This is a genomic window from Nocardioides antri (genome assembly GCF_008373765.1).
Taxonomy (GTDB): domain Bacteria; phylum Actinomycetota; class Actinomycetes; order Propionibacteriales; family Nocardioidaceae; genus Nocardioides; species Nocardioides antri.
In genome coordinates this window covers 34,646-49,147 of the sequence record NZ_VUJW01000010.1, presented here as the reverse complement: position 1 = coordinate 49,147, position 14,502 = coordinate 34,646, and the positions used below count along the sequence as shown (strand labels likewise).

Genomic DNA, 14,502 nt, shown 5'->3' with positions numbered 1-14,502 from the left:
GCTCGGTGACTGCGGGGTGACCTCGACCGACAACGCCGGACCGGATGCGGACGACCACGCGTCCGATCGCATCCAGGCCTTGCGCGCCCGCCGCAGGTCCGAGGCCCTCCGACGACGGGCGCGCGCCACGCGTGACGCCGCCGCGGCGGATGCCGCCGCTTGCATGGCCTCGGCACGTGACGAAGCCGCCGCGGTCCGACGTTCCAGCCATGCACGGGTCAGCCGCAGGCTCGCTGCCGCCGATGAGGATGCTCGCGTCATCGTGGCGGCGGCGCAGGCCGAGGCGTCGCGCATCGTCGCCCTGGCTCGGGAGCGGGCAGCGGAGTCCTCGGCCGCGGTCGCCCGCCGTCCTGCCGAAGCGGCCTCAGCTCGCGTCGCCTGGACGCTCGTCGCCGGGATCGTCGTCAGCACCGCCCTGATCGTCGCGGGCCAAGGCGGTCCGCTCGCCGTGGTCGCGGTGGTGGCCGTGTCGGCAGTGGGGCCTGGTCTCGGCATCGTGCTGGCGCTCGGTCGGGCGGCCGGCCCGGATCGCGGCGTGACCACGATCCTCCTGAGCGTGTGTTGGGCCGGCGTGGTGGCCTTGTTGGCCGCATGGACGACCTACCAGCTGCCGTTGGTCCAGTACGGGGCCCTCGTGGCCCCGGCACTGACGGGCGCGGCGGTGGCCATCCGGCGAAGCCGGACATCCCCCTACCGGTTCGTCTCCCCGACCACCCCGCGACCACGGTCGGGCGTCCGCACCAGTGTCCGGGCAGGCTGCCTGCTGCTCCTCGCGAGCGCGGCGGCGTACGTCGTCTGCCTGATCGGGAGCAGGCGGGAGCCCGTCGGCGAATACGGCCTCCTCCCCGCGCTCGGACCGTGGTTCGCGGCGGCCGTGACGCTCGCCGTCGCAGCCGTCGTCGTCGCCGTGCTGATACGTCCCGTTTCGGTCCGGCTGGGTACCGCCGGGCTGATCGCGGTGGCCTTCCTGTTCACGCCACCGCGGGTCCTCTTCGACCACAACCTGCTCGCGGGGTGGGCGTACAAGCATCTCGGCGTCGTCGATCTCATCGTCCAGCAGCAGCCGCTGCAGGACCCTCGCGACCTCTACCAGCAGTGGCCGGGGTTCTTCGCGGTCGCCGCACAGGTCCAGGCGGTCTCCGGGGCGGATCTGCTGACCTACGCCAACTTCGCCCAGCCGCTCTTCGTCGGGATGGCAGCCGTCGGTCTCGGCGTGGCCGTCCACCGGCTGTTCGGCGATCTCGTCACGCCGATGGTCGCAACCTTGCTCTTCCTCTGCACCATGTGGGCCGGGCAGTTCTACTTCTCGCCCCAGACGTTCTGCTTCGCGCTCGTGCTGCTCTGCCTCGCGCACGTGGTCACCCTCCTGCGGTCGCTTCCCCAGGACCGCCTACGCACGGGGTGGTTCGGCCGCTCCTGCAGCTGGGCCCTGCGCGACCTGTCCCCGCCGCAGCCACTGGAACCCGCTGCGCGTGGTGTGCTGGCCGCGACGGTCGTGGCCACCTACCTGCTGGTCGTGGTCTCGCACCAGATCACGCCGTACGTCCTGGTGCTCCAGCTAGCGCCTGCGGCTCTCGCGGGATGGCTGTTCGGACGGTGGCGCTGGGGGTACGCCGTGCTGGCGATGCTGCCGTTCGTCTGGCTCTATCTCCACAACGAGGTCCTCGGCACCAACACGGCGCTGACCGGCTTCAGCTTCGCCAATGCGCAGAGCCTGGTCACCGGGCCCTCCTCCGACGCGCAGGAGCTCGCTGCGACGGCAGCACGCGTCGTGGCCGCACTGGTGCTCGGCGGCGGCACTCTGGCCGCCCTCTCCTACCTCCGTCGGTTCGGGACGGTGCTCGTACCTGTCATGTTCGCAGTGATGCCCGCGTTCGTCCTGCTCGCCGGGAACTACGGCGGCGAGGCGCCGTACCGCGTGTGGCTGTTCGCCTCCCCGTGGTTCTGCGCGCTGATCGCCAAGCGGGTGGCCGACCTGGCGGAGCACCGCGCAGCCGCCGTCGCGATGGTGGGCGCGCTCACCGTCGGTACGTTCCTCGCCAGCGCCCAGGCGTCGTCGTTCGGGATGTACCCGTTCCTCAGCATCTCCGACGACGAGGTCGCCGCGTCCCGCTGGCTTTCCGAGCGGACGCCACCCGGGTCGACGATCGTGCATCTGACCCGGACGTTCCCGGGACGCATCTCTGCGGGCTACTCCCGCCGCAACCCGCTCCACACCATCAACGACCCGGCCATCATCGACTATCCCCAGTTCGAGCGGGGTCGGCTCCTCAACCTCTCCACGGCAGATCTCCGCGACGAGGTTGTGGCGGAGTTCGGTGATCGCGTCTTCCTCGTGCTCTCGCGGTCGATGGAGGACGAGACGCGCTACTACGGCGCGCTGCCCGGGGACGCGATCCTCGACCTGGCCGCAGCGCTGGAGTCCTCGTCAGAGTGGACGGTCGCCTACGCGAACGACGAGGTGTGGGTGTTCGCCCCTCGCTGAGACGCCCGCCTCACCACGCGTCGCCAGGGATGGTCCACTCCGAGACCGGGTCCGTGGTGACCGCGCTCTGCACGATCGAGGTCAGTGTCGCGTCGACCGGCACCGGGATCGCGATCCAGCCGCTCGTGCACTGCCCGGGCGCCAGCCGTCCGTAGCCCGGGTACTGCGGCACCGGCCATCCCGCTGCTTCTGGCTGGACGCCGGGGTAGGAGATCGAGTCCTCACTGACCGCGGAGAACAGGTACGACCCGATCTCCAGCTGTCGATCGAGGTCGGACTCGAAGCACGTCCTCACCCGAGCGCCCGCCCACTCGTGACCCGGGCCCGGGCGAGGAGCGTCGACAGATGACGGGAGCGGTCGTCGTACCTCCAGCAGCGTCGCATGGTTGCCACCGACGACGTGCTCGTCGCCGAGCGCCAGCCCGCGGGCATCGTCGTCGAGCTGCGCGAGGTCGGTCGGCCCGGGCTCGGGCAGCTCGCCCTCCTCGACCGGCGCGGTCGGGTCCACGCCCAGCTGCGGGTCGAACGAGGACCCGCTCCCTCCTCCCGGTCCGTCCGACTCCCCCGGCGCGTCGGCGTCACAGGACGCAGCGCTGACGGCGACAGCAACCGCGGTGACGGCGAGGAGCGGACGAATGCCGCGTCTGAGCGATCTCACCCGCTGACCTCCTCCGGGAGCCGCCACTCGCCGAGGGGAATGCCGTCCGGGTCGGAGAGGCGAACTGTTGCGACCGGCGCCGCGACGACGATCGGAATCACCAGCCAGCCGTCGACGCACTGGTCGGGATCGACCATCCGCTGCGGGTACTGCGGCCGGGGCCACGACGGTTCCTCCCACACCGGAGCCGGATAGCGCTCGGACGAAGGACCGTGGGCGGCGAACAGGTACCACCCCGCCTCGACGGGGTCGTCACCTGCACACGTCACCGCGCGCACACCCAGCCATTCCTGGCCGGCGCCCTCCGGCGCTCTGGAGGCTCCGCCGAACGGGCGGCGCACAGCGGTCACGCTCGTCCGGGCGCCCTGCCACTCCACCGACCCCCCGATGGGGAGGCTCTTCACCGGCCCGGACGGGGCCACGGCCTCACCCGGCGGCGGCGATCCCGCGGAGGACTCCTCACCGTCCCCGTCGAGAGCCGACGAGCAGCCGAGGAGCAGGCCCGCACAGGCCAAGATCGGAACGGCCCGGCACCAGCGCGCGTGTCGCATCCCCATGGCTTCGCACCCGCTTCCTGTCGCACGCTGATCTGGTCTGCCGACGCGGCCCGCCTAGACGCCACACTGCAACTAGACGGCCGATAGCGGGACAAGTTTGCCCGTACCCGCTCGGGATCGTGCAAGACTGCCCCATCCGGTGTTCCATGGAGCGACGCCGTGGGGTCTTCGGGCGGGGATCCGGAGATGCGGCGCCGGAGCGTGGGGGAGCGCGTTACCCGCACGCCCGTGGTGGACCGGTGCCACGGAGGGAGATGGAGCGGTGGCGAGCCCCACAAGCGACCAGGAACTCGGTCGCGCCTTGGTCTACACGTCTTTGCTGGGTCGCATGGTCCCGCGGCGCCATCCGGACGATCTGTGCGTGTGCGGGCATCCTCGGAAGGCGCATGAGCACCTGCGGCGCGGCACCGACTGCGCCCTGTGCCCGGCGGGCGGGTGCTCACGGTTCCGCCGTGCCTAGTCACTGTCGGGCACCATCACCTCGACCCGGTTTCCGGCGCCGTCGAACCCCAGCGACTGCAGCCGGGCCGCGGGGAGAAGCGGCGGGCGGCGGGCTCACCGCCGGGCGGGCAGGCCGCCTGGACGTGGTGGAGGATCATGCGCTCCGCCGCGCGACGACGAAGATCCGGCGGAACGGCAGCACGACGCCGTGGCCGTCGTCCGGGTAGGCGTCGCGGAGGCGGCGCTTGAACTCGTCCTCGAACCGCGGCCGCAGGTCGTCGGGCAAGGCCTGCAGCGTCGGGCGGGCGCCGGTGCCGGAGACCCAGGTGAAGACCGGGTCCTCGCCGTGCAGGACGTGGAGGTACGTCGTCTCCCACGCGTCGACCTCGCAGCCGAGCGCGTGGAGTGCTCGCAGATAGGTTGCGGCGTCGTACGACGACGGCACGGCGACGTCCGCGACGTGAGGTGCGTAGGCCGACTCCGCCGCGAGCTCGGTGCGGATCGTGTGGCTCGACTCGTCGAAGTTGCCGGGGACCTGGAAGGCGAGCCAGCCGCCGGGGCGGACCTGCTCGACCAGCCGCGGCAGCAGCTCGAGGTGGTCCGGCAGCCACTGGAGGGTGGCGTTGGAGACGAGGACGTCGACGCCGTCGGGCGCGGTCCATTCGCGGACGTCGCCGACCTCGAAGTCGATGCCACGGACGTCGCGCCGGGCGCGCTCGATCATCGCGGCGCTGCTGTCGACGCCGGCGACCTGCGCCTGCGGCCACCGCTCGGCGAGGAGGGAGGTCAGGTTGCCGGGCCCGCAGCCGAGGTCGACCACGGTCCGGGGATCCGTGGCCGCGATCCGGGTGATCAGGTCGACGAAGGGACGACCGCGCTCGTCGGCGTAGGTCAGGTAGCGGTCGGGGTCCCAGGTGTGGGTCATGGCGTCTCCTCTGCGAGGAACTCGAGGATCCGGGCGTTGACGACGTCGGGCCGCTCCAGCTGGAGGAAGTGCCCGGCGCCGGTGATGACCGCGCTCCGCCCGCCGCTGGGAAGCCGGGCGGAGACCCGCGCGGCCCAGCGGATGTCGAGGCACCCGTCGTCGGCGCCGTGGAGGTAGAGCAGCGGCACCCGCGGCGAGCCGACCCACGCCTGGGCGAGGTGCCGATAGCGACCCGGCAGCCGCCACTGGCGGGGCTGGGCGCGGTAGTACCCGAGCGCCGCGGCCTTGCGCTCCTTCGTCGAGACCGAGGCGGCGAGGTGGGCGAGGTCGGCCGTGGCGTCGTACCCGGGCGACCACTGGCGCCACAGGTGTGCCACCAGCCGGTCGAAGGTGGCCTCGGGGAGGGCCGGGAGCTGGTTGAAGAGGGTGTACCAGCTCAGCCTCGCCTGCCGCGCCATCGTCGCGACCCAGCGGCCGACGTCGTCGCGGGAGGGGTTCATCGCGGGGAACGGCGGCACCGCCAGCGAGACGACCCGGCGGAAGGGGCTGTCCTCCGCGGCGGCGAGCCCGTTGGCGGTGATAGCACCCCAGTCGTGCCCGATGAGTACGGCGCGCGCGTCGCCGTCGAGCGCGGCGTGCAGCTCGAGGACGTCGCTCATCAGGGCCGGCACGTGGTAGCTGCCGTCGGCGGGCAGGCCGCTCGGCGCGTAGCCGCGGGTGAACGGGGCGACCACGCGGTAGCCGGCGTCGGCCAGCGCGGGACCGAGGTACCGCCAGGTGTGGGCGGTGTCGGGGAAGCCGTGCAGCAGCACCGCCAGCGGCGCCTCGCGATCGGCGACCGGGCCCCAGGCGAGCGACGCCATCCGGAGCTGGTCGAGGTCGATGGTGAGCTGGTCCACGGTGGTGACCCTACGTCCGCATTATCTTGACGTCAAGATTCTCGACTGGTCCGGTAACCTACCGCCATGGTGGGACGGGACGAGGTCGACGCGCTGCTCGACGCATGGGCGCGCGAGCGGGGCGACCTGGACCTCGGGCCGGTCGCGGTCTTCAGCCGCATCTCCCGGCTCGGCCACCACGTCGACCGGGCACGCCGCGCGGCGTTCACCGCGCACGACATCGAGCCGTGGGAGTTCGACGTGCTGGCGGCGCTGCGGCGGGCCGGTGCGCCGTACGAGCTGTCGCCGGGGCGACTGCTTCGGGAGACGCTGGTGACCAGCGGCACGATGACCAACCGGGTCGACCGGCTGGCCACCCGCGGGCTGGTCGAGCGCCACCCGGACCCCTCCGACCGCCGCGGAGTGCTGGTCCGGCTCACGCCGGAGGGCAAGGAGGCCGTGGACGGGGCGTTCAGCGCGCTGCTCGACGCCGAGCGGGACCTTCTCGCGGACCTGTCCGCTGCCGACCAGAAGGTGCTGGCCGGACTGCTGCGGCGTCTGCTGGTGCCCTTCGCCGGGGAGTAGCCGTAACGCCGGTCGACGAACGGACCGTTCGGTGCTGATGGGATCTGTGGGACCTACGAGGCGGCGCTCGGTCGCGGGAGCCCACGATTGGTCCGTTCCTTGACCGACCGACGCGAGTGGTAGCCGGTCACTCCAGCACCGCAGCGGCCTCGAGCCACTCCGTCTCGACCGTCTCCTTCTCGGTCAGGAGCGCGGTCATCTCCGCCGCCAGCGCACTGAGCCGCTCGGGGTCCGTTGCGTGGGTCGCGATCGCCTCGGCCAGCTCCGCCTCGCGGTCGGCCAGCCGCTCGAGCTGTTTGTCGAGCCGCGCCAGGGCCTTGCGCGCCGTACGCTCCTCGGCGGAGCCCGCCCGCGCCTTCAATTGAATCGGGTCTTGTGGTGGGCCGAATCCGGTCTGGTGGTGGGCCACAGGTCCCGATTCAACGGAGGAGGCGCGACGCTCGAGGTACTCCTCCACTCCGCGGGGGAGCATCGAGATCTGGCCGTCGCCCAGGAGGGCCCAGACGGAGTCGGTGACGCGCTCGAGGAAGTAGCGGTCGTGGGAGACGACGACGAGGGTGCCAGGCCAGCCGTCGAGGAAGTCCTCGAGGACGTTGAGGGTCTCGATGTCGAGGTCGTTGGTGGGCTCGTCGAGGAGCAGCACGTTGGGCTCGGTGAGCAGCAGCCGCAGCAGCTGGAAGCGCCGGCGCTCGCCACCGGACAGGTCGCCGAGGCGGGCGGTGAGCTTGTCGCCGGTGAAGCCGAACCGCTCGAGCAGGACGCTCGCGGAGACCTCGCCGTCGAGGGTCCGCGCCACCCGGCGCATCGACTCGACGGTGTCGAGCACCCGCCCCTCGGGGTTGTCGAACTCGAGGGCCTGCGTCAGGTGCTGGAGTACGACGGTGCGCCCCTGCCGCACCTTGCCGTGCTGGGGCGCGAGCTCGCCGGAGAGCAGCGACAGCACCGACGTCTTCCCGGCGCCGTTCACGCCCACGATTCCCACCCGGTCGCCGGGCCCGAGCCGCCAGGTCGCGTGCTCGAGCAGGACCCGGTCACCGCGCCGCAGATCAACGTCCTCGACGTCGAGGACGTCCTTGCCGAGCCGCTGGGTCGCGAACCGCTGCAGCTCGAGCCGGTCCCGCGGCGGAGGCACGTCCTCGATCAGCGCGTTGGCGGCGTCGATCCGGAACTTCGGCTTGGAGGTGCGGGCGGGCGCACCGCGCCGCAGCCACGCGAGCTCCTTGCGCACGAGGTTCTGCCGGCGTACCTCCGAGGAGGCCGCCTGCCGCTGCCGCTCCGCCTTCGCGAGCACGAACGCCGCGTAGCCGCCCTCGTAGGCGTCGACCACGCCGTCGTGCACCTCCCACGTCTGCTGGCAGACCGCGTCGAGGAACCACCGGTCGTGGGTGACGACGACGAGCGCCGACGAGCGCCCGGCGAGATGACTTGCCAGCCAGGCCACGGCCTCGACGTCGAGGTGGTTGGTGGGCTCGTCGAGGACGATCAGGTCGTGCTCGCCGATGAGGAGCCCCGCCAGCCCGCAGCGGCGCCGCTCGCCACCGGAGAGCCCGGCCACCGCGCGGTCGAGCTCGACGCCGGCCAGCAGGACAGTGACGATCTCCCGCAGCCGGGAGTCCGCCGCCCACTCGTGGTCGGACCGTCCGCCGAGGACGATCTCGCGGACCGTGTGGGTGTCGGAGAAGTCGTCGGTCTGCCGCAGGTAGCCGATCGGCAGCCCGCGCTGCCGCGACACCCGGCCCGCGTCGGGCTCCTCCTCCCCCGTCATGATCCGCAGCAGCGTGGTCTTGCCGTCGCCGTTGCGCCCCACGATGCCGATCCGCTCGCCCGCCCCGACGCCGAGGGAGACGTCGGTGAGGAGCGGGCGGACGCCGTACGACTTGGAGACGCGCTCCAGGTTGAGGAGGTTGCTCACGAGTAGGCCACCACGTGAGCGCCGGCCACCGGCCCGTGGACGACGGCGGTCCGCTCGTAGCCGCGGGCCGCGAGCCGGCTCGCGATGGTGCGCGCGTCGTCGGCGTCGGTGGCGATGCCGAGCATCGTCGGCCCGGACCCCGACAGGACGGTCATCGTGGCACCGCACTCCAGCACTGCCTCGGCCGTGCGCTCGAGATCCGGCCGCAGGTGGAAGGCGGCGTCCTCGAGGTCGTTGTAGATGAAGACGCCGAGCGAGTCGGAGTGGCCGCCCTCCCGGAGCGCGTCGAGCATCGCCGGCTTGATCCGGTAGTCGTGGTCGCCGCCCTCGAGCAGGTCGTAGGCGCCGTACACCGACGGCGTCGACAGGCCCTCGTCGTTGAAGACGACCACCCACCACCAGGTGCCGTTGTCCTCCACCGGCGTCACGACCTCGCCACGACCGGTGCCAGTTGCCGTTCCGCCGACCAGCGCGAACGGCACGTCGGAGCCCAGCTCCGCGCCGATCGCGAGGAGGTCGTCGTCGGAGGTGTTGAGGTTCCACAGCCGGTCGAGCGCGACCAGCGTCGCGGCGGCGTCGGCAGACCCGCCGGCCATGCCGCCGGCCACCGGGATGCTCTTGCGGATCTCGATCTCGGCGCAGCGGTCGATGCGGTGGTGCGCGACGAGTGCCTTGCCTGCGACGATCGCGATGTTGGTGTCGTCGTCGGGGATCGCTCCACTGTCGACGTGGACTCCGTCGGCCAGAGTGGTGACCGACCACTCGTCCGCGTCGGTCACGGTGACGTCGTCGTAGAGCGAGACGGCCTGGTAGACGGTCTCCAGCGGGTGGAACCCGTCGTCGCGCACCTTCCCCACGCCGAGGTAGACGTTGATCTTCGCGGGCGCGCGGACGGTCACCGAGATCGGGTCGGGCAGCAGCGCGGCGCTCACAGGGGCGATCCTGCCAATTCCTCGGCGATCCGCACGAAATCCGAGATACCCAGCGACTCCCCGCGCGCGAGGGGGTCGATGCCGGCGGCCACCAGCGCCGCCTCGGACGCCGCGGCCGACCCGGCGAGACCCCGCAGCACGCCCCGGAGAGCCTTTCGGCGCTGCGCGAACGCGGCGTCGATGACCGCGAAGACCTGCTCACGGGTGACCTCGGTGGTCGGCGGGTCGCGCCGGGTCCAGGCCACCAGCCCGGAGTCGACGTTGGGGGCCGGCCAGAAGACGTTGCGCCCGATCGCGCCGGCACGGCGTACGTCGGCGAACCACGCGGCCTTGACCGACGGGACGCCGTACGTCTTGGAGCCGGGCGGCGCCGCCAGCCGGTCGGCCACCTCGGACTGCACCATCACCAAGCCGCGCTCCAGCGACGGCAGCAGGGCCATCAGGTGCAGCAGCACCGGCACGGAGACGTTGTAGGGCAGGTTGGCAACGAGCGCGGTCGGCGCCGGGCCGGGGAGGTCGGCGACCTGCAGCGCGTCCGCGAGTACGACGCGCACCCGGTCGGCCTGCTGGGGAGCGAACTCGGCGATCGTGCCCGGCAGCGCCCCCGCGAGCACCGGGTCGATCTCGATCGCGGTCACCGACGCGCCGGTCTCGAGCAGCGCCAGGGTCAGTGATCCCAGTCCCGGCCCGACCTCGAGCACCACGTCGCCACCGGTGACGCCGGACTCGCGCACGATCCGGCGCACCGTGTTGGCGTCGATCACGAAGTTCTGGCCGCGCTGCTTGGTCGGCCGGAGGTCGAGGCTCGCCGCGAGCGAACGCACCTCCGCCGGCCCGAGGAGTCTCGGACCGGCGGAGGTGTTCATGCAGGGGAGGCTAGTGCCTCGCTTCAGAACCGCATCACTGCACTCGACTGCTGCACCCCACTACTGGGGCAGGCCGAGCTGCGCCGAGCAGTGCGGCCAGGATCCGTAGCCGCCCGTCGCGGCGCGGAGCTTCTCCGCGATCGCGATCTGGGTCTCACGGCTCTGCTGGTGCGGGTAGCCGGGGCCGCCGTACGCCTGCCACGTGGACAGCGAGAACTGCAGGCCGCCGTAGTAGCCGTTGCCGGTGTTGATGGCCCAGTTGCCGCCCGACTCGCACTGCGCCAGGGCGTCCCAGACGGTGCCGCCGCTGGCGAAGTTGGTCGTGGCGACCTCCTCCTGGGTGCCGACCTCGACGATCTCGGCGACCGCCTTGTCGGTCACGTCGACGGAGACGGTGGTGCGCTTGACCTCGACACCGTTGCGGTAGCGGATCCGGTAGACCACGTCGCGCATGCCGGACTCACCGGAGCGGACGACGGTCTCGGTGCCCTCGGGCGAGGAGTCGTCCTCACGCACGATCGTCTCGGCCGAGAAGGACTCGCCCTTGACGCGCTTGGTCTTGATCTCGATGTCGACCCAGCGGACCTTGTCGCCGTCCTTCAGCCTCTTGTCCAGCTTCGGGAAGACCTGGTCGTGCTTGTCGACCTTCACGTCCAGCGCGCGCAGCGCGGCAGCCGTGGTGAGCGCCGGGACCGAGACCTTCTTCGCCTTCTTGCCGGCGAGCGTGACGGTCAGCTTCTTCGGGGTGACGACCTCGAGCTCGAGACCGCCACGGTCGATGGTGGTGCCGCGGCTGGTCGACAGCCGGGCGCCGCGGTAGAGGGCGCCGATCTGGCCGAGCGCCTCGTCGACCGACGTCGCGGTCACCCAGTGGCTGGTCGTCTTGCCGTCGACGGTCAGCTCGACCTCGCGGCCGTAGCGGACGGCGATGCGAGTGCCCTCGGAGATGCTCTCGTCGACGTCCGGCTGGACGAGGTCGTGCTCGGTGAGCTCGATGCCCTCGGCCTCGAGGACGTCGCCGACGGTGTCGCCGAGAGCGCGCACCTCGCGCTCCTCGCCGTCCACCGACAAGGTGACGGACGTGCTCATCGTCGTGTAGCCGTAGGTCGCGCCGCCGACGGCGAGCAGGACGACGGCGATGGTGGCGATCAGGGCGACCCGGCTACGCGCTGCCCTGCCGAGGACGGCGGCGGCGCGGGCCCTCAGCGAGGGCTGAGGCGAGTCAGGGGTTGCGGACGGGAGGTGCTGGGACTGGTGCTCGTGAACGGGCACGATTCTCCGAACTTCGTACTCCCCGGGCCTCGGGCTGGCCAGCGTTCATCCCCCGAGCGAGGCGGCTCCCCGTCGTACCTCATACGTACGGCGGACGGTGCCGATGCTGGCCGGTGGTGCACCCGATCCCGGCTGTCTGGCATCTACGAGAACAAGAGCAAGCAGGCAAATGCAACTCCGCGGCGCCCGTTCCACGCTCACGTGGTGACTCGAGTCACCCGGATCAGGTCACTTTCACCCCAGGAACCACAGGCGTTTGCTAACTACAGTTAGCAGGCTGCTACCAGGCGCCGCCGAACGCCGCCTCGGTGTTGGCGTCGATCGCCGCGCAGAGCTCGCCGAGGTCGTCAGCCCGCACGTCGGCCATGGTCCGGACCGTCATCGGGACGAGGTACGACGCGTTGGTGCGGCCGCGGTAGGGGTGCGGCGTGAGGTACGGCGCGTCGGTCTCGACGAGCAGCCGGTCCTGCGGCGTGACGACGAGCGCGTTGCGGAGCGGCGCTGCGTTCTTGAACGTCACGGTGCCGGCGAAGGACAGGTAGGCGCCGCGGTCGAGGCAGGCGCGGGCGAACGCCGCGTCGCCGGAGAAGCAGTGCATCACCCACCGGTCGGGCGCTCCCTCGGCGTCGAGGACGTCGAGCACCTCCCGATGCGCGTCGCGGTCGTGGATGACGAGGGTCTTGTCGAGCCGCTTGGCGAGGTCGATGTGCCAGGCGAAGGAGGCGACCTGCGCGGCCCGCCCCTCCGGACCGGTGCGGAAGTGGTCGAGCCCGGTCTCCCCCACCGCCCGGACCCGCGGGTGCGCGGCCGCCAGCTCGCCGATCGCCTGGAGCGCGGCGTCGAGGCCGTCGACCGCTGCCAGCCGCGGCGCCTCGTTGGGGTGCAATGCCACTCCGGCGACGATCTCGGGGTGCTTCCGCGCGGCCTCGATCGCCCAGGTCGCCCTCCGCAGGTCGCACCCGATCTGCACGATCCGTCGTACGCCGACGGCGGCTGCCGCCTCGATCGCCTTCACTGCCTCCCAGGGCTCGCCACCGCGACCGATGTCGAGGTGGCAGTGGCTGTCGACGACCGGGTGCGGGAGCGGCTCCGGGACCGGCGGGAGGTCGTGCTCGTCGGCTGCGGTCACCGGGCCACCCGAGCGAGGATCGCGTCGGCCAGGGCTTCCGGGTCCTCGGTCGGGATCCAGTGGGACACGCCGTCCAGCACGACCAGCTCGAACGGCCCGTCGACCCACTCCTCGCTGTGCTCGGCGCCCCAGCGGCCGAGGGCGACGTCATCGGTGCTCCACACCATCGTGGTGGGAGCGGACACCCGGAACCGGGTGACGCGAGGGTCGGTGAGCAGCACCGCGCGGTAGCAGCCGAGGGACGAGGCCAGCGCGCCCTCCTCGATGATCTCGTGACGGAACCGGGCGACGTCCTCGGGGCGCATGCCGCCCTTGACCAGCTGTCGGTCGAACCACTCCGGAAGGGTCCGGACGAGGAGCTCGGGGAGGACGGGGAGGTTGAACAGCGCCATGTACCACGACTTGAGCAGCTGGTTGGACCGCAGCATCGACTCCATGAAGACCGCCGGGTGAGCCACCGAGACAGCGGTCAGCGTCCGGACGTGGTCGGGGTGGAGGCCGGCGACCGCCCACGCGGTGGCGGCGCCCCAGTCGTGGCCCACCACGTGGGCGCTCCCGCCGACCTCGTCGATCAGCGTGGCCACGTCGGCGGCGAGCTCCGGCAGCCGGTAGTCACGTCGCCGCCTCGGGCGGGCACCGGGCGCGAACCCGCGTCGGTCCTTCGCCAACGTGCGGTAGCCGGCCGCGTTGAGGATCGGCGTGACCTCTCGCCAGGTCGTCGGGCGATCGGGCCATCCGTGCAGGAGGACGATCGGCTCGCCGTCGAGCGGCCCCTCGTCGAGCACGTCGAACACCAGCCCGTCGCGCTCGACCGTGCTGATCCGTCGCTCAGTCCTCACTGTGCACCACCTGGTAGACCTCCCGTTTCGGCACTCCGGTCTGCTTCGCGACCGCGGCGATCGCATCCTTGCGGCTGAGCCCGTCGTCGACCAGTGCGTCGACGGCGGACCGCAGGCTAGCCGGGTCGGTGTCGCCACCGGTCGCCGGTGGGGCACCGGCGACCACGATCGTGACCTCCCCGCGCACCCCGTCTGCTGCCCACTCGGCGAGCTCGCCAACCGGCCCGCGTCGTACCTCCTCGTAGGTCTTGGTCAGCTCACGGCAGACCGCCCCCGGCCGGTCGTCGCCGAAGGTGCCGGCCATCGCCGACAGCGCCGCGCCGGTGCGGTGCGGCGCCTCGAAGAACACCATCGTCCGCGGCTCGGCTGCGAGCTCGGCGAGCCGCCGCGAGCGCTCACCGCCCTTCCGCGGCAGGAACCCCTCGAAGCAGAAGCGGTCCACGGGCAGGCCCGACACCGCGAGGGCCATGAGTACGGCGCTCGGGCCGGGTACCGCGGTCACCTGGATGTCCGCCTCGACGGCCGCCACCACCAGCCGGTAGCCCGGGTCCGACACCGACGGCATGCCGGCGTCGGTCACCAGCACCACCCGGTCGCCGTTCTCGAGCGCCTCGAGGAGCTGCGGCGTCCGGGCGGACTCGTTGCCCTCGAAGTACGACACCACCCGCCCGCCGATCTCCACGCCGAGCTCCGTGGTGAGCCGCCGGAGCCGCCGGGTGTCCTCCGCCGCCACCACGTCCGCACCCGCGAGCTCCTCCGCCAGCCGCGGCGGCGCATCGGTCACCCGCCCGATCGGCGTCGCCGCCAGCACCAGCACGCCCGAACAGGTCACGTCCCGATCATTGCAGGTGCCTACCCGGTGGTTGAGGTGCGAGGAGCGCTAGCGACGAGCCTCGAAACCACCCCGCGCCTCGGTTTCGAGGCTCGCTGCGCTCGCCAGCGACGAGCCTCGAAACCACCTGACCCGTGGTCGTCCACAGGCCTGCACATGCGCCGTTTCGAGCCCAGCTGCGCTGCCAACCC

13 protein-coding genes are annotated in these 14,502 nt (G+C 72.0%); 2 read left to right on the top strand and 11 right to left on the bottom strand.

The window, feature by feature from the left end; translation table 11 throughout:
* Window positions 1–16 precede the first annotated feature (16 nt).
* Window positions 17–2,485 (top strand): hypothetical protein, encoded by a 2,469-nt coding sequence (locus F0U47_RS15885; RefSeq protein WP_149751456.1) that lies wholly within the window; start codon window positions 17–19, stop codon window positions 2,483–2,485.
* 10 nt (window positions 2,486–2,495) lie between these two features.
* Here F0U47_RS15885 and F0U47_RS15880 read toward each other — a convergent pair whose 3' ends face one another.
* From F0U47_RS15880 to F0U47_RS15860, 4 genes are all read right to left on the bottom strand, one after another.
* The gene (locus F0U47_RS15880) at window positions 2,496–3,143 is read right to left on the bottom strand and encodes a hypothetical protein (protein ID WP_149751455.1); all 648 of its coding nucleotides are present in this window, start codon (window positions 3,141–3,143) and stop codon (window positions 2,496–2,498) included.
* Window positions 3,140–3,700 (bottom strand): hypothetical protein, encoded by a 561-nt coding sequence (locus F0U47_RS15875; RefSeq protein WP_149751454.1) that lies wholly within the window; start codon window positions 3,698–3,700, stop codon window positions 3,140–3,142. Before F0U47_RS15875 ends, F0U47_RS15880 begins: the two co-directional genes overlap by 4 nt.
* Before the next feature lie 595 nt (window positions 3,701–4,295).
* Window positions 4,296–5,066, bottom strand: a complete 771-nt coding sequence (locus tag F0U47_RS15865) for a trans-aconitate 2-methyltransferase (RefSeq protein ID WP_149751452.1) — start codon at window positions 5,064–5,066, stop codon at window positions 4,296–4,298.
* Window positions 5,063–5,965, bottom strand: coding sequence for an alpha/beta fold hydrolase (locus F0U47_RS15860; protein ID WP_223162804.1), 903 nt, complete (start codon window positions 5,963–5,965; stop codon window positions 5,063–5,065). The genes F0U47_RS15865 and F0U47_RS15860 overlap by 4 nt, the downstream gene beginning before the upstream one ends.
* A 66-nt stretch (window positions 5,966–6,031) precedes the next feature.
* On the opposite strand from F0U47_RS15860, the gene F0U47_RS15855 reads away from it, so the two are divergent.
* Window positions 6,032–6,529, top strand: coding sequence for a MarR family winged helix-turn-helix transcriptional regulator (locus tag F0U47_RS15855; protein ID WP_149751451.1), 498 nt, complete (start codon window positions 6,032–6,034; stop codon window positions 6,527–6,529).
* Between the two features lie 127 nt (window positions 6,530–6,656).
* On the opposite strand, the gene F0U47_RS15850 is transcribed toward F0U47_RS15855, so the two are convergent.
* The 7 genes from F0U47_RS15850 to rsmI all read right to left on the bottom strand — a co-directional run bounded on the left by F0U47_RS15850 (window position 6,657) and on the right by rsmI (window position 14,311).
* A complete protein-coding gene (locus F0U47_RS15850) occupies window positions 6,657–8,441 on the bottom strand; it encodes an ABC-F family ATP-binding cassette domain-containing protein (RefSeq protein WP_149751450.1) in 1,785 nt (594 codons plus the stop codon).
* The gene (locus F0U47_RS15845) at window positions 8,438–9,373 is read right to left on the bottom strand and encodes a 4-(cytidine 5'-diphospho)-2-C-methyl-D-erythritol kinase (protein WP_246159661.1); all 936 of its coding nucleotides are present in this window, start codon (window positions 9,371–9,373) and stop codon (window positions 8,438–8,440) included. Before F0U47_RS15845 ends, F0U47_RS15850 begins: the two co-directional genes overlap by 4 nt.
* Complete coding sequence (gene rsmA / locus F0U47_RS15840) at window positions 9,370–10,239, bottom strand: 16S rRNA (adenine(1518)-N(6)/adenine(1519)-N(6))-dimethyltransferase RsmA (protein WP_149751449.1); 870 nt, start codon at window positions 10,237–10,239, stop codon at window positions 9,370–9,372. The genes F0U47_RS15845 and rsmA overlap by 4 nt, the downstream gene beginning before the upstream one ends.
* Before the next feature lie 60 nt (window positions 10,240–10,299).
* Window positions 10,300–11,511 (bottom strand): resuscitation-promoting factor, encoded by a 1,212-nt coding sequence (locus F0U47_RS22055; RefSeq protein WP_281291005.1) that lies wholly within the window; start codon window positions 11,509–11,511, stop codon window positions 10,300–10,302.
* A gap of 280 nt (window positions 11,512–11,791) precedes the next feature.
* Window positions 11,792–12,640, bottom strand: coding sequence for a TatD family hydrolase (locus tag F0U47_RS15830; RefSeq protein ID WP_149751448.1), 849 nt, complete (start codon window positions 12,638–12,640; stop codon window positions 11,792–11,794).
* Entirely contained in the window at window positions 12,637–13,479 is an 843-nt protein-coding gene (locus tag F0U47_RS15825) for an alpha/beta fold hydrolase (protein ID WP_246159660.1), read from the bottom strand. Before F0U47_RS15825 ends, F0U47_RS15830 begins: the two co-directional genes overlap by 4 nt.
* Window positions 13,469–14,311 (bottom strand): 16S rRNA (cytidine(1402)-2'-O)-methyltransferase, encoded by an 843-nt coding sequence (rsmI, locus tag F0U47_RS15820; protein ID WP_246159659.1) that lies wholly within the window; start codon window positions 14,309–14,311, stop codon window positions 13,469–13,471. Before rsmI ends, F0U47_RS15825 begins: the two co-directional genes overlap by 11 nt.
* Window positions 14,312–14,502 lie beyond the last annotated feature (191 nt).